Below are 20048 nucleotides of genomic sequence, written 5' to 3' on the forward strand. Positions count from 1 at the left end.
CCCGGTCCCCTGGCGTTTTCACCTTTGCGAGAATACTCCGGGGAGCGCGAGGGGCCGGCCCCTCGCTTCCACCCGCTTAAGGCGCAGCGTAAATCAAGCGGCTCAGATCGGAGAATTTACTGCCGTCCCGGGTGAACCCCAGCACGGCATCGCGGATTGCAGCGGCGCGGGTCCCGCCCAACACGGGGGTGGCGAATTCCATGAACTTGCGCACCACATCCGCCTGCGAGAACGGTGCTTCGGGGCCGCCGCGGGCGTGGACGTCACCGGATTCGATCACCCGCCCGTCGGTCAGCGTCACCACCACATCGGCGACCCGGCAGGCCGGAAAGCGGACCGAATGGCGCGCGGCTTCCGCAACCGAGATCCGCTCGTGGATCGAGGCCACAAGCGGATCCGCCAGGCCCGCGCCTGAGATATGCTCGACGCCGATGCGGCCATGGACCGCCTGCACCGCCACCGCAAAGCCCAGCGAATACTGCGCCTGGCTGGTGGTCGCGGGGATGCCAGGGTAGAGGCAGGCGCTTTCGTGGAAGGTGTTGATGCGGATCCTGGCGAGCTGTTCGTGAGTCAGACCGTGCTCCAGCATCACCTGGCGCAGCGCGTCGATCGGGGCATGGGCCCAGCGGCAGACCGGGTAGGGCTTCACGTACTGATGCTCCATCTGCCAGAAGCTGCCGAGGTCTTCCCAGTGCTCCGCTACCCGGTCTTCCTCGATGGTGATTGCGGGCGCGCCGGTGAAACCTTTCTCCGCCAGAACCGCCGCTGACATACCCACCATCGCGCCCCAGCCCGAACCATCATGCAGCATCGAGGGGTTGGCGATTTCGCGCATCATCTGGCTGCGGGGGCCGTGGAATTCGGCGATCCCCAGCGCCTCGCGCAGCTGGGCGCGGGAAAGGCCGCGCATCCGGGCCGCCATCGCGGCCACCCCCAGCGCGTTCCAGGCGCCGGAGGTGTGGTAGTCGCTGACAGTGGCGTGCAGCGACAGGGCGGCGCGGCCCGCCAGCTCATAGCCCAGGGTGGTGATCGCCAGCGCCTCAGGCCCCGAAAAGTCCGGCACGGTTTCCGCAAGTGCGGCGATGGCAGGGATTACCACCACGCCGATATGGCCCTTGGTCGGGGCATAGCCGTCATGGCCGTCCAGGTTGTCGGTGGCAGTGGCGGCGGCATAGGCGGCCCCCGCGACGCTCACCTTGCGGCCGTCGAACATCATGCGCGCGGCCAAACCCTCCTCGCCGCAGCCATAGAGCGCCACGGCGGTGTCGCGGGCGATGCGGCCGGCCTCCATCGGGGTGGCGCCGATGGTGATCCCCAGGGTGTCGAGGAACATCAGCGCCGCCGCCTCGCGGGTGGTTTCCGGCAAAACGGCGGGTGTGAGGCCGAAGGTGAAGTCGGCGGCGCGGTCGAAGGCGGCAGTCATGGCGGATCTCTCGCAGGGGCGGTTTGGGCGTCAGGCTAGGCTTTCCGGGGGCCGGTGACCCGCAAATAAACCGGGGTCATAGGCCTGCTTTATTTCGTGAAATGCGTGCTGGACGTCGTTTTTGAACCATCCCGGGCCGCTAACCCTTGGGAATTGCGGCGCATTCCAAAGCATGTGAACATGGCCCCGAAACCGCCAGCGGACTGCCTGATGAAGAATCTCCCCCACCTGACATTCCTGCGCTCGTTCGAGGCCGCCGCGCGCTATCTCAGCTTTACCTCGGCGGCGGATGAGCTGAACTGCACCCAGTCCGCGGTGTCCAACCACGTGCGCAGCCTGGAGGAATTCATCGGCCGGCCGCTGTTCGTGCGCCACCCGCGGTCGCTGTCGCTGACCGATGTGGGGGAGGCCTATCTGCCCTCGGTCCGCCATGCGCTGCAGGAGATTGATTCAGCCACCCAGCTCCTGATCTCGCAAAGCCACAAGCGGGAGGTGGTGATCTCCTGCCCGGTCAGCCTGGCGGAGAAATGGCTGATCAACGTGGTCGAGGAGTTCACCGCGGCACATCCGGATATCGACCTGACCATTCACAGCACCATTTGGGTGGATGTGGAAACCAAGGTCTCTGACATTTCGATCACTATCAACCATGTGGATGATGTGATCGGGCCGGCAGTGAAGCTGTGGGACGAGAAGCTGGCGCTGGTCTGCGCGCCGGACTACCGGGTTGGCGGTGAGGCGCTGACCCGGCCGGAACAGCTGGCGGAGGCCAAGCTGATCCACATCCTGGGCCGCCCGGTCTATTGGGAGAAGATCGCCAAGCACTTTGGCTTGACCGGGATTGAGCATAAGGGCGGGCTGCAGACCAATTCCTCCAACATGGGTCTGGAGTTTGCTGTGAACGGCATGGGCTGCGTGGTGCTGCCGAAATCGCTGGTGCGGAGCCATGTGGCCAGCGGGCGGCTGGTGGAGCCGTTCGCGTTCGACCTTGACTGCCCCTGGACCTATTTCGCCACGTTCAAGGACAAGGCGGCGACGCCCTCGGTCAAGCATTTCAAGACCTGGCTGCTGAAGGCTGCGGCAGAAATGGAGTTGTAGGGCCTGACCGCCGTTTGCCGCGGACATTGAAATTCTGTGGCCCTTGCCGTATATACGAGTATATATACATGAGGCCTGCCAATGATTGAGACCAAAATCAGGAAAGTCGGAAATTCTGCCGTCATCACGCTGACGACAGAGATGCTCACCATGCTGGACGCCAAGGAAGGCGACACGCTGTTTGTGGTGCGCGGCGATGACGGCAGCCTGCGGGTGATGGCGCATGACCCCTCGGTGGCCGAGGCGCTGGCCGCGGCCGAGATCGTGATGGATGAGAACCGCGGTCTGCTTCAGGCCCTGGCGTGAGCACCTACAAATGGGTGCCGCTGGCAGCCGTTACTGTTATTCATGACCGGCAGATTGCCCGCCACGGCGGCGCGGCGGGGATGCGCGACAGGGCATTGCTGGAGATGGGCTGCGCGCGGGCGATGAACCTGGCGGCCTATTCGGATGCAGGCGTGGCGGAGGTTGCCGCGGCGTATGCGTTCGGGATTGCCAAGGCGCATGCCTTTGTCGACGGCAACAAGCGCACGGCCTTCGTGACCGCCGTTACGTTTCTGCGGCTGAACGGATACCAGTTCCGCCCGGAGCCGGTGGAGGGTGTGCGGATGATGGAGGACCTCGCCACCGGGGATGTGGACGAGCAGGCATTTGCGGAGTGGCTGACGGCAGGGATGCAGCCGATTTAATACTTCGGCCCCCTTGCACAAAAGACCCGCCCGGACGAAGGCCGGGCAGCGCCCGACCGCCCCCATGGGCGGGCGCTTCGCTTCCGCCCGCGGTCGGCACTGCCCCTCTCAATTCAATTCGGGCCGCCAATTGAGGCGGCCCGCTGACTGGTTGGGTGGATCTCAGGCCCGCAGGCGCGCGCCGGAGGGGTCGAAAGCCGCAGCTTCCAGAATCCGCGCCTTGTGCGGCTTGCCCAGGATATAGACCTCGACCTCATCCCCCGGCTTGGCAACTGCCGGGTTGGCATATCCCAGCGCCAGCGACTTCCCGACCGAGTAGCCGTAGGCTCCGGATGTCACCCGGCCCACCGGCTTGCCGTCCGGGGTGAAGATGGGCTCGCCGCCCGAGGCATCGGCATCGTTCACCGCTTCGATCTCAAAGGCCGAGAGCACCTCGCGCGGGGCGTTGTCCTTGACCTTCAGATAGGCCTCCTTGTTGAGGAAGTCCTTGTCCAGCTTGATGAGGCCGGCCAGGCCAACCTCCTGCGGCCAGTATTCCTGGCTGTATTCGCGGCCCCAGGAGCCATAGCCCTTTTCGATCCGCAGGGAGCCGAGCGCACGACCGCCCACAGGGCCGCCGTCGAACTCCGCCGCGGCTGCCAGCAGGGCAGAGTAGAGTTTGACCTGATCCTCCTCGGCGCAGTGCAGTTCCCAGCCCAGATCGCCGGTGAAGGACACGCGGATCGCCAGGCATTCCACCCCCGCCACCTCGATGGTGCGCGAGCGCATGAAGCGGAAAGCCTCGTTCGACAGGTCCGCATTGGTCAGCCGCTGCAGCATGTCGCGGGATTTCGGACCCGCCACGTTGAAGCCCGCTATGCGGTTGGTCGCGACCTCAAACGTGGTGCCTTCCGGCAGCTCGATCATGTTGAAGAACCGCTGGTGATAGCGTTCCGCCATGCCGGAGCCGACCATCATGTATTCATCATCCGCCACCTTGGTGATGGTGAAGTCGCCAGCCACGCCGCCGCGGACCGAGATCAGCGGGGTGAGGCAGGAGCGGCCGACCTCGGCCGGCACCTTGTTGGCGACCAGCTTGTCGAGCCACTCAAACGCGCCCGGGCCTTTGATCACGTAGTTGGCAAAGTTCGAGATGTCGATCACGCCGACGTTTTCGCGCAGCATGTTGACCTCGCGGCCCACCGGCTCCCACCAGTTCTGGCGGGTGAAGCTGTTGGTGTCCTGTGTGCCGGGCGTGCCGGAGAACCACAGGGGATGCTCCCAGCCGCAGTTGAGGCCAAAGACGCAGCCCATTTCCTTTTGCAGCTCATATGCCGGGCGCACACGGGCCGGGCGGCCGGCGCTGCGTTCCTCGTTCGGGAAGTGGATGGCGAAGCGGTGCGCGTACTGGTCCTCGACGCGGGCCTTGGTGAATTTCTTGTCGGCCCAGTCGCCGAAACGCGCCAGGTCCCAGGCGAACATGTCGTATTGCGGCTCGCCCTCGATCATCCACTGGGCGGCCAGCAGGCCGAGGCCGCCGGACTGCGAGAAGCCGGGGATGATGCCGGTGCAGCAGAAGTAGTTTTTCAGCTCTGGCACCGGGCCCCAGATGGCGTTGGAGTCGGGCGACCAGATCATCGGGCCGTTGATCACCCGCTTGACGCCTGCGGTCTCGGCGCAGGGAACGCGTTCGGTGGCGCGGATCACGTTTTCCATGATCCGGTCCAGATCGTCGGGGAACAGCTCATGCGCAAAGTCCAGCGGGGTGCCATCCTCGGCCCAGAAGCGCATGTCCTTCTCATAGGCGCCAATCAGGAAACCGTTGCCCTCCTGGCGGAAATAGTACTCGCCGTCGCGGTCTGCGATGGAGGGCAGGCGGCGGCCCAGCTTGGCGACCTCGTCGATGGACTCGGTCACGAAATACTGGTGCTCGGTCGGCTGCAAGGGCAGGGTGAGACCTGCCATCGCCGCCACCTCGCGGCCCCAGAGGCCGCCTGCGTTGACCACCCATTGCGTATGGATGTCGCCCTTTTCGGTCTTCACGATCCAAGAGCCGTCGGGCTGCTGCTCGGTGCCGATCACCGGGCAGAAGCGTTCGATCTGGGCGCCCATGGCGCGGGCGCCGGCAGCATAGGCCATGGTCACGCCCGACGGGTCGACGTTGCCGCCGTCGGGTTCGAACATGATGCAGCGGATGTCGTCGAACTGCGCCAGCGGGTGCAGTTCCTTGGCCTGCTCGCGGCTGACCTCATGGAAGTTCAGGCCGTAGTATTTCGCCTTGGCCTCCTGCAGGCGCAGCTGATGCTCGCGCTCCTCGGTCTTGGCCAGATACAGGGACCCCGGCTGGAACACGCCGCAGCCCTGGCCGGTTTCCTTCTCCAGCTCCTTATAGAGGTTCATCGTGTAGTGCTGGATGCGGGTCACGTTGTTGTTGTCGTGCAGCCCGTGGATGTTGGCTGCCGCATGCCAGGTGGAGCCCGCGGTCAGCTCATCGCGTTCCAAGAGCACCACGTCTTTCCAGCCGAGTTTCGCCAGGTGGTAGAGGATCGAGCAGCCGACCAGCCCGCCGCCGATGACAACTGCCTGTGCATGGGTTTTCATGCGTCATGTTCCTTTGCCTGCGCTTCTGGCACGGCGCGCCCTGCAGGCCGGGGCGGGCCGCTCAAATCCTTCCCGGCGACCCTAGCGGCGGAGGCAGGGGATGACCCGTGAAGAATTCAGACCCAATGGCCCCGGATTCGTTGGGTCATCTAAGCGATCCCTTCAGATACGGACCGCCCGGCCGAGAGGCCGGGCAACGCCTGACCTTCCCCCTGGGAAGGCGCCGCCCTCAGCTCTGTTTTTTACCCGGTGATCTCTTTCATCACGCCGAGGAATTTCGCCACTTCGCCGACGCTGTTGTAGTGGCACATGGAGACGCGGACGCAGCTGTCCATGCCAAGCGGCGTCAGGATGTTGCCGGAGTAATGGTCCGCCTTGCGCAGGTGGGTGCGGATACCCTGCTCGTTCAGGCGTTTGACCACATCGACCGAGGGCACGCCGGCGACCGTCAGCGACACCAGCCCTTCCCGCGCGGGGTTGTCCGCGCCGCCCAGGATGGTGACGCCCTCCATCTCTGCCAGGCCGGGCAGGTTGCCGATGCCATGGATCATCGCGTCGGTCAGTGCTTTTTCATGGGCATGGATCGCTTCGCCCGCGGCTACGAATTTCGCGCGCCTGTCGGTGGCATCGCTGACCTTGCCGCCGAGCCATTCCAGGTATCCGGCCACATCCGAGAGCGTTGCATAGCTGCCGGTGTCGCGGGTGCCCATTTCCCAGTTGTCCGCAGGCCCGTCAATCAGTGCGTTATGCGGCAGGGCGGTCAGCCGGTCCGAGATCCAAGCGAGGCCATAGCCGTGGCGCGAGAACATCTTGTAGGGCGAGATTACATAACCATCGACGCCGTAGGCGGTCAGGTCGATGCGGCCGTGGGCGGCGTGCTGGATGCCGTCAACGATGATGAAGCACTCCGGCGCAACTTTGCGGATGGCGGCGGCGCAGGCAGTCAGATCGACGCCCATGCCAGTAACCGGAGAGGTATGGACGATGGTTGCCACAACCGTGTCCGGCGTGACGGCTTGGGCGTAAGCCTCCGCGGTGATTGTGCCGCTGGCGTCGTCATGCGGGATCAGCACGTGTTTCTGCCGCGCCACCCCGGCCCAGCGGGCGCAGGCGGAGCGGGTGGCCGGGTGCTCCAGCGTCGAGCCTAGAACGGTGCAGCCTTCCGCGGTGCCTAGGCAGGCGTTCATGATCAGGCGGAACAGAAGCTCGGTGCCGCTTTCGCCCGCGAAGAACTGGCCGCCGGGCGCGTTCATCATCACGCGCATGTCGTCCTTGGCCTTGGCGATCACCCGCACCAGCTCATGGCTGCCGGGGTTGTCGCGGCCCTGGTTGTCGGGGATCGCGGCATAGCGGGCAGAGGTCTCCACCACCGAATTCAGCGTCAGCGCGCCGCCGGCGTTCTCGAAGAAAACGCGCGGCCCCTGCTGGGGGCATTCGTCCACCTGGGCGAAACGGGCGCGGATCTGGTCAAGGAGGGTGTCATTGATCTGGGGCATAGCAAGTCCAACCGTAAGGCGTTTGAGTTGCCGCCACAGTAGGGTGGATGCCGGGCTGGGGCATCCAAAAACTTCCGGGGCTTAGGGGCCGAAATTTCTTTGCGGGAAGACCCTTCGGGGTAGGCAAATTCAAGCCCCTGGGATCAGGAGAGTAACCGAAGGGCGGCGTTGACCCGCGGGGTGGCGCAATCGCGCCGCCCCATGGGGGCGGGTCGGCGCGGCCCGGCCTGCGGCAGGGCGGTGCATGACCGTAGGAGTGCTTTAAGTGATAAACCCCGAAAACGGTACCCGCAGCGCGGCCCGGTGGACCATCTCCGACAGCGTGATGATGTCGAATACCGGCCGGTTAAGCTCTGCCTGCAACGCATGGGCATAGGGCGGCAGGTCGGTGCATTCCAGCACGATCGGGCCGATCCCGGGGTTGCGGGCGATCATGCCCTCGGCGGCGGCCAGCAGCTCCGCCTCCACCTTGGCCAGATCCATCGCCGTGCGCTCATTGCGCAGGATCACGGTGGAGAACTCTTCGGCATCATCCAGCCCCTGCACCACGATAGGCGTGTTCTCCGCGCCGACACCTTGCAGATGCGCCTCGGTCAGGCTGCCCGCTGAGGCGGTGATCACCCCCACGGTGCGCCCGGTCATCTGATGCGCCAGCGGCACCTGGATCAGCGAGGAGACAAACACCGGCACATTCACCGCGGCCGCGATCTCCTTCTGGAAAATCGCCAGGAAGCCGCAGGAGCCGGTGATCGCCCGCACCCCCTTGGCCTCCAGCCGCTTGGCGGCGCCGATCAGCCGGTCCTTCATCTCGCCGGTAGGGTTGGCCAGCAGTTTCGGCACAGTAATCCCGTCCAGCATTTCATAGAGCGTGGTGAACTGCAGGCTGGAAGGGTTCTTGATATGGCCGGGCGGCTTGGGGAAGTAGCTCTCCAGCGCCAGAACGCCGATGGAGACGCCGCAGATATTCTGCCCGCCGGGGTGGATGGTCATGCCTTGATCCTTTCGTAACGCCGCGCCCGGAACGGCGAGAGGTCTTCATTCACGGGAGTTTTGCTCACGATATCCGCCACCAGCCGCCCGGTTTTCGGGGCCATCATCAGGCCGTAATGGCTGTGGCCGAAGGCGGCGATCAGATCCGGGAACCCCTCGACCTCGCCGATGCAGGGAAGGCTGTCGGGCAGGCTGGGGCGCTGGCCGGACCAGGTGTCCATATCGTCCGCACGCAGGTCCGGCAGCAGCGCCTTGGCCAGTTGTACCAGCCCGTCGAGCCGCTTTTGGTTCAGCGGCTGGTCTAGCCCGGCAAACTCGGCGGTGCCCGCCACCCGCAGCCCTTCCTCCATCGAGGAGGCCACGAATTTCATGTCCATATCCATAATCGAGTTGTTGAGCGCGACGCCGGGATTCTGAAACGACACGTGGTAGCCGCGTTCGGATTCCATCGGGATCCTGATGCCCAGCGGCTTCAGCAGCTCTCCGGACCAGACCCCCATCGCCAGAACCAGCTTGGGCGTCCATTCCCGGCCGGCCTCGGTGGTATAGGTCCAGCCGCCGGTCTCCGATGGCAGAATGCCACGCACCGTCCGGGTCAGGATCTCGCCGCCCATTGCCTGGAACTTCTCCGCCAGAACGGTGCCGATCCGGCCCGGGGAGGTCGCCCGGGCCTGGCCCTTGATCAGGATCGCGGCCTGAAACTCGGGCGTCAGCGCCGGTTCCAGATCGCGCAGCTCCGCCGCGCCTATGCGCTCCATGTCGGCGCCGCGGTCGCCGCGCATCCGGTAATCCACCGAATTCAGATCGGCGGCCTCGGCATTGCGGAAGGCGTGGACGTAATAGCTGTCCTGCACCAGATCCTCATGCCCGGTGCCCGCCAGGTGCTGGCGGTACAGCTCGACGCAGTTGCGGTTCAGCGTGTCCATCGCGTCGGAGATCTGCTGAATCCGCCCCGCGCGCCCCTCCGACAGGAACCGCAGGCCCCAGGGGGCGACCTTGGGCAGGTATGTTGGCTTCACCGTCACCGGCCCCAGCGGGTCCAGCAGCCAGCCCGGCACCTTCTTCCACAGGCCCGGCATGGATTGCGGCACCACCGACCAGGGGGAGATGATGCCGGCATTGCCGTAAGACGTTGCCTGGCCCGGCGCGTCGCGGTCGATGAGGCGGACCCGAAGGCCCCGCCCGGCCAGGGAGAGGGCCGAGCAGATGCCGACGATGCCGGCCCCCAGGACCGTCACATCGGGGGAGGCGGGGCCGCTCATTGCGCGGCCCCGGTCTGAAGTTTGCGCTGCTGGCCCAGCTGCTGCACCAGCACCGGCGCCATCACCACAAGTGCCGCGATGTCGGAGCCGCCGGAGGGCGCCACCAGCAGCAGGCCGCCGATGGCCATCAGCAGCCGCCAGATACCGCTGAGCGGGGCCAGAAAATAGGCCGAGACAGCCGTGGCGATGGCAAAGACGCCTGCGGCGCAGGTCAGGGTGACCTGAGTGAAGCTCAGCAGTGTGAAATGCTCTGGCAGCACGATCAGCATGGTGGGCGCGTAGACAAACACCATCGGCACCATCAGCTTGCCCAGACCCAGGGTGAACGCGTTCAGACCGGTGCGGAACGGGTTGGAGCCCGCAATCCCTGCCGCCGCATAGGCCGAGGCGCAGACCGGCGGGGTGATCTCGGAAATCACACCGTAGTAGAGCACGAACATATGGGTGGCGAGCGGCGGCACGCCCAGCTGGCTGAGGGCAGGCGTCGCAACCGCCACCAGCATGATATAGAGCGCGGTGGTGGGCAGGCCGGCCCCCATCAGGATACAGGCCATGGCGATCAGCACCAGCGACAGGAACTGCTGGATCGACGGCTGGCTGAACGCCTCGATCGTGGTCCAGTCCAGCAGCGGCGCAATCGCTGCCGCCATATCCGCCGCGCCGCCGGTGACCATGAAGCCGAGGCGGAAGCCGACGCCGGTGGTGTTGATCACACCGACCACGATGCCCACGGCGGCTGAGGCAGCACCCACTGCCAGCGCGTATTGCACGCCGACATGGAAGCTGTCGAACAGGTCGCGGAAATTCTGCCGCTCGTTGCGGTGCAGGCAGCCGATCAGCGTCAGCGCCGCCAGCATCCCCGCCATGACAGGGGTGTACCCCTCGCCGGAGTAGGGCGATGCCTTCCAGAAGATGAACCCGAGCAAGGCCAGCGGGATCACCATGGTCGCAGGCTTGTTGAAGGCACAGAAGCCGACCACCACGCACAGGCTGAGGCCGATAAAGGCCGCCATGTTCGGCGAATAGCCCGAGAACAGCACCAGCAGCAGCGCAATCAGCGGAATGATGGTGTACCAGCCGTCTTTCCAGACCTGCAGGAACTTGGGCAGCTGATCCTTGGGATAGGCGGTCAGACCCAGTTTCTTGGCGGTGAAATGCACGATCGAGATCACCCCGATATAGTGCATCATCGCCGGCACAATCGCGGCAATCACGATGGTGGTGTAGGGCACCTCCAGATACTCGGCCATCAGGAAGGAGGCCGCCCCCATGATCGGCGGGGTGATCTGGCCGCCTGCCGAGGCCGCCGCCTCAACCCCGCCTGCGAAATGGCCTGGATAGCCCAGTTTCTTCATGTTGGGGATGGTCAGCGAGCCAGTGGAGACCGTGTTGGCAATCGACGAGCCGGAAATGGTGCCGAAGAAGGCGGATGAGACAACGGAAACCTTGGCCGGACCGCCGGTGTAGCGGCCCGCCAGCAGCATGGCGTTGTCGACAAAGAACTGCCCCAGCCCCATCCGCTGCGCCACCACGCCGAACAGCACAAAGTGGAACACCACGGTGGAGACCACCCACAGCGTCACGCCAAAGATGCCTTCGGACGGGAAATACATGTTGTTGACGAACTGCTGCCAGTTCACACCCGGATGCTTGAGGATCTGCGCGGGCATGTAGGGGCCGAACAGCGCATAGACCATGAACACCAGGATGATCAGCGGCAGCACAAAGCCGATGGTGCGCCGCGCGATCTCCAGCACCGTCAGGATCAGCACCGAGCCAAAGAACACATCCAGGCTGGACGGGTTGCCCTGCCGCAGCGCCTGTTCGGCAATGTCAAAGCCGAACATGTCAAAGCCGCGCCAGCTGACCCAGAGGAACAGCGCCGCCGCCATGCTGAGGCCGGTGAGCGCCCAGTCATAGAGCGGCACATTGCCGGGGCGCAGCGGATTGGGCCCGCGCCAGTCCAGGCTGTGCGCGGTCCGGATCATCGGGAAGCCCACAAAGATAAACAGGAACAGCCCTGCCAGGTGAATGCCCATATGCACATGGTCCACCGGCGTGCCGAAGCCGGCCGTCCAAAGGTGATAGAGGGCAAAGGCGATGCTGGCCCAATAGATGACGCCAGTCAGCCTGGGGCCGTTGTTACGCGTATTGAGGGCGGAGTCGTACTGCTTCTCCAGCTCCTCAAGCGCCTTGTTGTCGAGATGGGTGTCTAGGGACATCGGGGTCTCCAGTTCCGGGGCTTCACCGGCACGGTGCCGGGAAACGGAAAGTGGCAGCAAGGATCTCCTTGCAGCAGGTGTTTAGGCTTCCCGGTAATTCTTTGAAACAGAGGGCCAGGTCGCGTCTTGACACTGAGGGCTGCGCCTGACCCTGGGTGGGCGTGAAGCGCCCTCCCGTGGGGAGGGTCGGGTGCTGCCCGGCGGTGCCGCCGGGCGATACCTTTTGTATTGAAATGCCGCGGTTAAACGTTACTTCAGCATGCCGATTTCGCGGTAGAAGCGCTCAGCACCCGGGTGCAGCGGCACGCCGATGCCCTCAACGCCGTCCAGTGCGGTTTCCAAGGTGATCGCCTTGCCCTTGGGGTGGCCGTTGTCCAAGAGCTTGCGGGCGGTATCGGACCACATCGCCTTGGTGATCTCATAGATCAGGTCTTCATCCATGTTGGCGTTGGTGACCAGCATGCCGGAGACCGCCACGGTGTTCACGTCATAGTCCACACCCGGATAGGTGCCTGCCGGAATGGTCGAGGGGATGTAGTAAGGCACGGTGGTGTTGGCCATCTTGACCTCTTCCGCCGACCAGTTGTGCAGCTCCATGCCCTTGGTGTTGTCGAGCTGGATCATCGCCGCGACGGGGGTGCCCGCGGCATAGAAATAGGCGTCCAGCTGGCCGTCGGCGATGCGCTCGGCGGACTGGGCGTTGTTCAGCTCTGCCTCGTCGATGTTATCGCGGTTGACGCCGTGGTCGTTCAGGATCAGCTCCACCGCGATCTGGGTGCCGGAGCCCGCCTGCGCGATGCCCACGCGCTTGCCCTTCAGCGCCGCGAGGCTCTCCAGCTTGTGGCCCTCAGGCAGCACCAGGTGCAGGTCTTCCGGGAACAGGTTGGCGATCACCCGCAGGTCGGGCTTGGCGTTGCCTTCGAACTTGCCCTTGCCGTGGTAGGCGAAATGCAGGGTTGCGGCGCCAGAGAGGCCCGCTTCCATCTGGCCCGCCTGAATGGCGTTCACGTTATGGGCCGAGGCGTTGGTCGACTGCGCCATCGCCACCAGACCCGGCACGCCGCAGTTGCCCCCCTCGTCACAGGAGCGCGAGCCCGGCGGGTTGGAAATCGCGTTTGCAATGATGCCGCCGATCGGGAAATAAGTGCCGCCCGCGCCGCCGGTGCCGATGCGGAAAAAGGTCATGTCCTGCGCCACCGCGGCGCCGGTCAGCATGGTGCACGCCAGCGCGGCCCCGGTCAGTTTCTTGAAAATTCCCATTGTCTCTTCCCTTGGTTTTTGGCTGCGGCTTTGCCCGGCAGCTCTCTCCTCCGATTTTTGCATCATGATTAAGGAAACTCATAAGTACAAATTTAAAATTATACTGTATGCATAGATCAGATTTATGATTGCTTTGCGCTAAGGGGCCGGAACATGAACTCTCACCAGCTTGCGGTCTTTCACGAGGTGATGAAGACCGGATCGGTCAGCCAGGCGGCGCGCAACCTGCACCGCACCCAGCCCGCCATCAGCGCCGCCATCAAGACGCTGGAGGAGGAGCTGGGCCTGACCCTGTTCCTGCGCGAGGGCCGCCGCCTGGTGCCGGTGCCCGAGGCACAGTATCTGATGGAAGAGGCGACCGAGATCCTGTCGCGGATGGAAACTGCGCAGCAGAACCTGGCCAATATGCGCGACCGGGTGCAGGGCTCCATCCGCATCGTGGCGATGCCGGGGCCATCGACCTTTCTGCTGCCGGAGTTCATCAGCCGCTTTGTCGCCGGCAAGCCCGAGGTGCGGGTGACGCTGGCCACCCGGTCGTCGCCGCAGGTGCGCAGCCTGGTGGCGGCCAACAGTTTCGATATCGGGTTCTGCGACATGACCCGGTTCCGCGGCGACCGCAAGCTGTATACGGCGGAGGAATTGCCCAGCAATTGCCTGTGTGCCGTGCCGGCCAGCCACCCGCTGGCAGACCGTGCGGTGATCACGGCGGCCGATCTGAACGGCGTGCCGATGGGGGCCTTGCAGCCGGATCACAACACCTATCAGGCCACCTCGCAGGTGTTTCTGGCCGCGGGCGCCGAGTTCAACCTGCGCTATGACGCGCAGTATTTCCTGCCGCTGTTCCACTTCATCGCCGCGGGCCAGGCCTGTGCCGTGGTCGATGTGCTCAGCGCCGAAAGCTACCGCCGCAGCAACGCGGGGGAGGCGCGGATCCGCTTCCTGCCGTTCGAGCCGCAGATCCCCTTTGGCTATTCGATCCTGACCCCCAGCGAGCGGCCCCTGTCGCAGCTGGCCGCCAGTTTTGCCGGGGCTTGGCGGGAATATGTGACGGAAATCCTGGCGGACGCTGCTGAAAGCAGCACCTAAAAGCCCCAAAAGCTCAACCGGTTATATCAAGCCGCTAAGCGTCCGTCCGGGTGGGAGCGGGAACGCGCCCGCCATGGGGCGGGCGGACGCGTGCCTGCCGCTTGCGCGACAGGCGAAGCGGTTTTCGAAGATTAGTCTTCACATCTATCTACAGAATTGTATACAGTTTGGAGTGCGAATCCCGGGCCTCTCCCCGGGGCAGGTTTCATGCAGGCTTTGGGAGGTCCCATGACAAATACAATAAACGGCGCCGAGGCGATGGTGCGCTCCCTGGAGGCGCATGGCGTCACCCATATCTTTGGCCTGTGCGGCGACACCACGCTGCCATTCTATGACGCGATGAACCGGCTGGAGCATGGCATCACCCATGTTCTCACCCGCGACGAGCGCAGCGCCGCCTATATGGCCGACGGCTTTTCCCGCGTGACCGGGCGGGTCGGGGTGTGCGAAGGCCCGTCCGGCGGCGGCGCCACCTACATCCTGCCGGGGCTCATTGAGGCCAACGAAAGCTCCTATGCGGTGCTGGCGATCACCACCGATATTTCGGTCGGATCCTATGGAAAGTACCCGCTGACCGAGGTGAACCAAGAGGTCTTGATGGGGCCGCTGACCAAGTTCAACACGGTGATTAAACGCGCCGACCACATCCCGCGCATGGTGCGCCAGGCGTTCCGGGCGATGACCACCGGCCGTTCCGGCTCGGCGCATCTGGGGCTGCCCTATGACATCCAGTACGACGATGTTCCGGCGGATGACATCTGGGGCGACCCCAAGCATCAAAGCTACCCCGCCTACCGCGCAGCGCCGGAACCGGGCGCGGCCGGGGCTGCTGTCGAAGCCATCCTGACCGCCAAGTCGCCGCTGATCGTCTGCGGCGGCGGCGTGGTGATCGCGCAGGCGATGGAGGAGCTGGGCAAGCTGGCCTCCCGGCTCGACATTGCTGTCGGCACCTCGATCTCCGGCAAGGGCTCGCTGGCCGACATCCACCCGCAGTCGCTGGGCGTGGTCGGCTCCAACGGCGGCACCAATGAGACCTGGGAGATGATGGAGGGTGCCGATTTGGTGATCTTCATGGGCTGCCGCGCCGGGTCCACCACCACCTCGCGCTGGGAAGCGCCGAAGCCTGGCCAGCGGATCGTGCATTTCGACAACGACCCGATGGTGATCGGCGCCAACTACCCGACCGAGGTCGGCGTGGTCGCTGACCTGAAACTGGCGCTGCAGGCGGTGAACGCCTATCTGGACAGCCGCGAGGGTGATCTGCCGTCCTTCGGCGGTGCCGCCAAAGTGGCCGATATCAAGCAGCGCAAGTTCGCCAAGTTCGAGGAACTGGCAAACAGCAAGACAGATCAGGTCCTGCCGGAGCAGATCATCCACGCGCTGAACCGGAACCTGCCCGGCGACGCCATCGTGGTCTCCGACCCCGGCACCAGCTGCCCCTATTACAACGCCTATTCGCAGCAGAAACACCCGGGCCGCCAGTACATTACCAACCGCGCCCATGGGGCGCTGGGATATGCGCTGTCGGCAGCACTGGGCGCCTGGTTCGGGCGTCCGTCCAGCAAGGTGGTGGGGATGATGGGCGACGGCTCCTTCAACTTCACCTGCGGCGAGCTGGAGACCGTGGTCCGCTGCAACGCGCCGATCACCTATGTGGTGTTCTCCAACGCGAATTTCGGCTGGATCAAGGCGAGCCAGCGGGATGACTGCGGCAAGCGCTACTATAATGTGGACTTCAACCGCACAAACCACGCTGCGGTGGCTGAGGCCTTTGGGGTCAAGACCTGGCGGGTTGAAAAGCCGGAGGAGCTGGAGCCAGCTATCCAGGAAGCTTTTGCCCATGACGGTCCGACCCTGATTGACGTGGTCTGCCAGGCGCTGGAAGAATCCGCCGCGCCGGTGCGCCGCTGGATGGGGTAAATACTCTCTATACTGTACTGCCCGGCGGCACCGCCGGGCAGCGCCCGTCCGCCCCCATGGGCGGGCGCTTCGCTTCCGCCCGCGGACGGGTGCTGCCCTCAGCATTTTGTTCTCATGCGTCATTGATTTCCTTTCTTGTTTTTGCCGGTTATCAATCCTGAAACCCCCAGTTTCAGGAGAGGCGCCCCATGGACAAACCAACCGCACCCAATGCCGGAGCCATGCTGCATTTACGCGGCAATACGCTGTCCGAGGGCGACCCGGTGGCGCTGCCGCTGACGCAAAGCTCAATGTACCACCTGCCGGGCGACTGGAGCGGCGGCCCCAGCTATGGCCGTGCCGACAACGCCACTTGGGAGCATCTGGAACATGTGCTGGGTTATCTGGAGGATGCCCCGGCGCTGGCCTTTCCTTCCGGCATGGCGGCGATCTCGGCGTCGCTGTTCGCCACGGTCAAGGCCGGGTCCCGCATCCTGATCCCGTCGGATGGCTACTACGTGACCCGCCGCCTCAGCGAACGGTTCCTGCAAAACCTCGGCGTTCAGGTTGAGCAACGCCCAACCAGCAGCTTTGCCGAGGGCGGGTTTGAGGGGTTTGACGTTGTTTTTGCGGAGACACCGTCCAACCCCGGTCTCGACCTCTGCGATCTGCGCGCGATTGCGGACGCGGTTCATGCCGCTGGCGGGCTGCTGATTGTGGACAACACCACCATGACCCCGCTGGGTCAGCGCCCGCTGGAGCTGGGCGCGGATGTGGTTGTGGCCTCCGACACCAAGGCGCCGGGCGGGCATTCGGACGTGCTGATGGGGCATCTGGCCACCCGAAACGCGGATGTGCTGCAGGCGGCGCGGGAATGGCGCCAGTTCGGCGGCGGCATCCCCGGCCCGCAGGAGGCATGGCTGGCGCACCGGGGGCTGGAAACCCTGGAGCTGCGCTTTGACCGCATGTGCAGCACCGCAGAGCTGCTGGCCGAACGGCTGGCCGCGCATCCGCTGGTGCAGGCGATCCGCTTTCCGGGGCTGGCATCCGACCCGTCGCATGAACTGGCCAAGCAGCAAATGGCGCGGTTCGGCTTCCTGATCTCGATCACGCTGGACAGCGCGGAGCAGGCCGATGCCTTCATCAACTCCTGCCCGCTGATCCGCTCGGCCACTTCCTTTGGCGGGGTGCATACCTCGGCGGAGCGCCGCGCTCGCTGGGGGGATGCGGTGGCGCCGGGTTTCGTGCGGATTTCGGTTGGAACCGAGCCGGCGGAGGAGCTGTGGAGCGCGATGGCGGCCTCGCTTGAGGCGCTGCAAGACTAGGGCGCCTGCGTTTTCCGCCGCTGTCCCCGTGGGGACAGGCAGGGAAAACAGACTCAGGTCAGCGTCTGATAGAGCGAGGTGAGCCAGGCGGCGACCGTCTTCACCTCGTCACGCTGGCCCGCGCGGTCGTTGATCACCATGTAGTGCGAGCGGCGTTTCGGGAGCTTGTATGCGGTGGGGGCGATGACCAGCCCTTGCTCCAGGTATTGTTTGGCAAAGCTTTCCAGCACCATCGTCACCCCGTGGCCCGCGGCGACGGTTTGCAAGGCAAGCAATGAGGAGTTGGCCTTGAGCCAGTCGGTGGTCACCTGCAGGGTCAGCCCATGCAGATCGGCCAGGCGGCCCCAGTCGGTTTCCGAGCCGATGATCTGCACAACGTCAGCGCGCGCCAGGTCCTCAATGGATGGGCTGCCGCCGAGCGCCCCGGCATAGGCGGGGCTGCACACCGGAATGGCGTTTTCGTGGCCCAGATGCAGGATCTGAGCCTCCTGCCAGTCGCCGGATCCGTAGCGGACGTCGATGTCCAGCGCTTCCTCGTCAAAACGGCTGGCCCAGACGGTGGTGGAGAGCTGCACGAAGATGTCCGGGTGTTCGGCCTGAAACCGGGCCAGCTGCGGCGCGATGACCAGGGCGGCGCAGGAGATCGTCGCCCGCAGCCGCACCACGCGCTTGCGCTTGCTGCTGAACAGGCCGGTGGTGGCGCGCTGCATATCATCAAATGATTTGCGGATCGGCTGGGCATAGGCCTGGCCGGTATCCGTCAGCGCCACGCCGCGGGGCAGGCGTTTGAACAGCTGGGTGTTCAGGTGTTTCTCCAGCAGCCGGATCTGCTGGCTGATGGCGGCGGGGGTCAGGCCCAACTCCTCTGCCGCGGCAGAGAAACTGTTGAGCCGCGCGGCGGCCTCGAAGGCCTTGAGCCAGGTGACATGGGGCAGGTCGGTCATGGTTACCTTTAAGCATAGTTAGGCCTAAGGGGCAAAACGCATTGTTTGATTTATGTCTGGGGCACTGTGCAAGGTCGCGGGATATCAACGGGCTTGGCACGTCATGGCGCAAACATTTGACTTCATTATCGTGGGCGCCGGATCGGCGGGCTGTGTGCTGGCGGACAAGCTGACGGCCAGCGGCCGGCATAAGGTGTTGCTGATCGAGGCCGGGGGCACTGACCGGCGGTTCTGGATCAAGATCCCGGTGGGCTATGGCTTTACCTTCTCGGACCCCAAGGTGAACTGGCGCTATTCGGCGGCGGCGGATCCGGGGCTGAACGGGCGCGAGGCCTATTGGCCGCGGGGCAAGGTTCTGGGCGGGTCGAGCTCGATCAACGCGATGGCCTACGTGCGGGGGCTGCCGCATGATTTTGACGATTGGGAGGCCGCAGGGGCGGCGGGCTGGGGCTGGGACGCTGTCCGCCGCAGCTATGAGGCGCTGGAGAGCCACGACGAATGGCACGAAGGCCGCCGCCGGCTGCGCGGCAACGGGCCGGTGCGGGTCACGGACCTGAGCGAGCGGATGCATCCCTTTGCCAGGAACTTCCTTGCCGCGGGGCAGGAGATGGGCTGGCCGTTCCTGCCGGATATGAATGCGGCTGCTGATGCCGGTGCCAATACGCTGCCAAGCGAAGGGATGGGCTTTGTCCGCAGCACGGTGAAGGACGGGCGGCGCTGGTCCTCGGCGGATGCGTTCCTGCGGCCCGCGATGCGGCGCGGCAATCTGACCGTCGTGAGCGGCGCGCTGGTGGAGAAAGTGATGACGGCGGGCAGGCGGGCCACCGGGGTGGCCTACCGGGTGAAGGGCCTGCCGGAGATGGCGCTGGCAGCGCGGGAGGTGATCCTGAGCGCGGGTGCAGTGAACTCGCCGCAGCTGTTGCAGCTGTCGGGGATCGGGCCGGCGGCGCTGCTGAAGCGGCATGGGATCGCGGTGAAACATGATCTGCCGCAGGTGGGGCGGGGGCTGCAGGATCATCTGGCGGTGTCGCATTTCTTCTGGGCCAATAGCGCCACGCTGAACGACCGGCTGGGCAGCTTTGCCGGTCAGATGAAGGCCGGGCTGCAATATGTGCTGACCCGCAACGGACCGCTGAGCGTGCCGGTCAACCAGTGCAGCGGTTTTGTCCGAACGGCGGGCGCGGCGCGGCCGGATGTGCAGGTCTATTGCAACCCGGCGTCTTATTCGACGCAGGCCAATGGCAAGCCGCAGATTGACCGGGACAACGGATTCCTGTTGTGCGTGCAGCCAGGCCGGCCCACCAGCCGGGGGCAGATCAGCATCCAGTCCGCCGACCCGGCGCAGCCGCCGCGGATCGAGCCGAATTCTCTGTCGACCGAAGAAGATAAGGCGACAGCAGTCCGCGCGAGCCGGCTGCTGCAGGCGCTGGCGGCGGCACCGGCCATCAAGCGCGTCACGCGGGAGCGGCGGGCGCCGGACATTCTGGACATGGACGATGCGGCGCTGCTGGAGAACTTCCGCGAGCGCGCGGGCTCTGTGTTCCATGCCTCCTGCACCTGCCGGATGGGCAAGGATGCGGGTGACTCTGTTTTGGATGCGCGGCTGCGAGTGCATGGGGTGGCGGGCCTGCGGGTGATTGATGCCTCGGCCTTTCCGAACGTCACCTCCGGCAACACCAATGCGCCCACCATGATGCTGGCCGCGCGTGGCGCGGAGCTGGTGCTGGAAGACAGTGAAAACAAGCGTTTGGCGGCGGAATAACAGGGAAACGCG

At 65.0% G+C, this 20048-nt stretch carries 15 protein-coding genes; 7 read left to right on the forward strand and 8 right to left on the reverse strand.

Translation table 11 applies throughout. The annotated features are described in order from the left end of the window. Nucleotides 1-76: 76 nt before the first annotated feature. Nucleotides 77-1423, reverse strand: a complete 1347-nt coding sequence (locus ACXAED_RS21970) for an MmgE/PrpD family protein (protein WP_475053615.1) — start codon at nucleotides 1421-1423, stop codon at nucleotides 77-79. Between the two features lie 210 nt (nucleotides 1424-1633). On the opposite strand from ACXAED_RS21970, the gene ACXAED_RS21975 reads away from it, so the two are divergent. The 3 genes from ACXAED_RS21975 (at nucleotide 1634) to ACXAED_RS21985 (ending at nucleotide 3210) form a co-directional block, all read left to right on the forward strand. Continuing rightward, on the forward strand, nucleotides 1634-2521 hold the full coding sequence (locus ACXAED_RS21975) for a LysR substrate-binding domain-containing protein (protein WP_475053617.1): 888 nt from the start codon (nucleotides 1634-1636) through the stop codon (nucleotides 2519-2521). 81 nt (nucleotides 2522-2602) lie between these two features. Then, complete coding sequence (locus tag ACXAED_RS21980) at nucleotides 2603-2827, forward strand: AbrB/MazE/SpoVT family DNA-binding domain-containing protein (protein ID WP_475053619.1); 225 nt, start codon at nucleotides 2603-2605, stop codon at nucleotides 2825-2827. Continuing rightward, a complete protein-coding gene (locus ACXAED_RS21985; protein ID WP_475053622.1) occupies nucleotides 2824-3210 on the forward strand; it encodes a type II toxin-antitoxin system death-on-curing family toxin in 387 nt (128 codons plus the stop codon). Before ACXAED_RS21980 ends, ACXAED_RS21985 begins: the two co-directional genes overlap by 4 nt. 162 nt (nucleotides 3211-3372) lie before the next feature. Here ACXAED_RS21985 and ACXAED_RS21990 read toward each other — a convergent pair whose 3' ends face one another. The 6 genes from ACXAED_RS21990 to ACXAED_RS22015 all read right to left on the reverse strand — a co-directional run bounded on the left by ACXAED_RS21990 (nucleotide 3373) and on the right by ACXAED_RS22015 (nucleotide 13020). Then, nucleotides 3373-5790 (reverse strand): GcvT family protein, encoded by a 2418-nt coding sequence (locus ACXAED_RS21990; RefSeq protein WP_475053624.1) that lies wholly within the window; start codon nucleotides 5788-5790, stop codon nucleotides 3373-3375. Between the two features lie 242 nt (nucleotides 5791-6032). Continuing rightward, nucleotides 6033-7286, reverse strand: coding sequence for an aminotransferase class V-fold PLP-dependent enzyme (locus ACXAED_RS21995; protein ID WP_475053625.1), 1254 nt, complete (start codon nucleotides 7284-7286; stop codon nucleotides 6033-6035). A 261-nt stretch (nucleotides 7287-7547) separates the two neighbouring features. After that, nucleotides 7548-8276, reverse strand: a complete 729-nt coding sequence (locus ACXAED_RS22000) for an aspartate/glutamate racemase family protein (RefSeq protein ID WP_475053628.1) — start codon at nucleotides 8274-8276, stop codon at nucleotides 7548-7550. Then, nucleotides 8273-9538: an NAD(P)/FAD-dependent oxidoreductase gene (locus ACXAED_RS22005; RefSeq protein WP_475053629.1), complete on the reverse strand. Its 1266-nt coding sequence runs from the start codon at nucleotides 9536-9538 to the stop codon at nucleotides 8273-8275. The genes ACXAED_RS22000 and ACXAED_RS22005 overlap by 4 nt, the downstream gene beginning before the upstream one ends. Beyond that, nucleotides 9535-11760 (reverse strand): TRAP transporter permease, encoded by a 2226-nt coding sequence (locus tag ACXAED_RS22010; RefSeq protein WP_475053631.1) that lies wholly within the window; start codon nucleotides 11758-11760, stop codon nucleotides 9535-9537. Before ACXAED_RS22010 ends, ACXAED_RS22005 begins: the two co-directional genes overlap by 4 nt. A 249-nt stretch (nucleotides 11761-12009) precedes the next feature. After that, nucleotides 12010-13020 (reverse strand): TAXI family TRAP transporter solute-binding subunit, encoded by a 1011-nt coding sequence (locus tag ACXAED_RS22015; RefSeq protein ID WP_475053632.1) that lies wholly within the window; start codon nucleotides 13018-13020, stop codon nucleotides 12010-12012. Nucleotides 13021-13173: 153 nt separating this feature from the next. Between ACXAED_RS22015 and ACXAED_RS22020 the strand changes: the two genes are divergently transcribed. The 3 genes from ACXAED_RS22020 (at nucleotide 13174) to ACXAED_RS22030 (ending at nucleotide 17330) form a co-directional block, all read left to right on the forward strand. Beyond that, entirely contained in the window at nucleotides 13174-14106 is a 933-nt protein-coding gene (locus ACXAED_RS22020; protein WP_475053634.1) for a LysR family transcriptional regulator, read from the forward strand. A gap of 228 nt (nucleotides 14107-14334) precedes the next feature. Then, a complete protein-coding gene (locus ACXAED_RS22025) occupies nucleotides 14335-16026 on the forward strand; it encodes a thiamine pyrophosphate-binding protein (protein ID WP_475053636.1) in 1692 nt (563 codons plus the stop codon). A gap of 188 nt (nucleotides 16027-16214) precedes the next feature. Further along, nucleotides 16215-17330, forward strand: coding sequence for a cystathionine gamma-lyase (locus ACXAED_RS22030; protein ID WP_475053638.1), 1116 nt, complete (start codon nucleotides 16215-16217; stop codon nucleotides 17328-17330). Nucleotides 17331-17383: 53 nt separating this feature from the next. Here ACXAED_RS22030 and ACXAED_RS22035 read toward each other — a convergent pair whose 3' ends face one another. After that, nucleotides 17384-18274: a LysR substrate-binding domain-containing protein gene (locus tag ACXAED_RS22035; RefSeq protein ID WP_475053640.1), complete on the reverse strand. Its 891-nt coding sequence runs from the start codon at nucleotides 18272-18274 to the stop codon at nucleotides 17384-17386. Between the two features lie 103 nt (nucleotides 18275-18377). Here ACXAED_RS22035 and ACXAED_RS22040 point away from each other — a divergent pair, with 103 nt between their 5' ends. Continuing rightward, nucleotides 18378-20036, forward strand: a complete 1659-nt coding sequence (locus ACXAED_RS22040) for a GMC family oxidoreductase (protein WP_475053643.1) — start codon at nucleotides 18378-18380, stop codon at nucleotides 20034-20036. Nucleotides 20037-20048: the final 12 nt, after the last annotated feature.

The sequence above is a fragment of the Leisingera sp. ABM4_103 genome, from assembly GCF_056158685.1.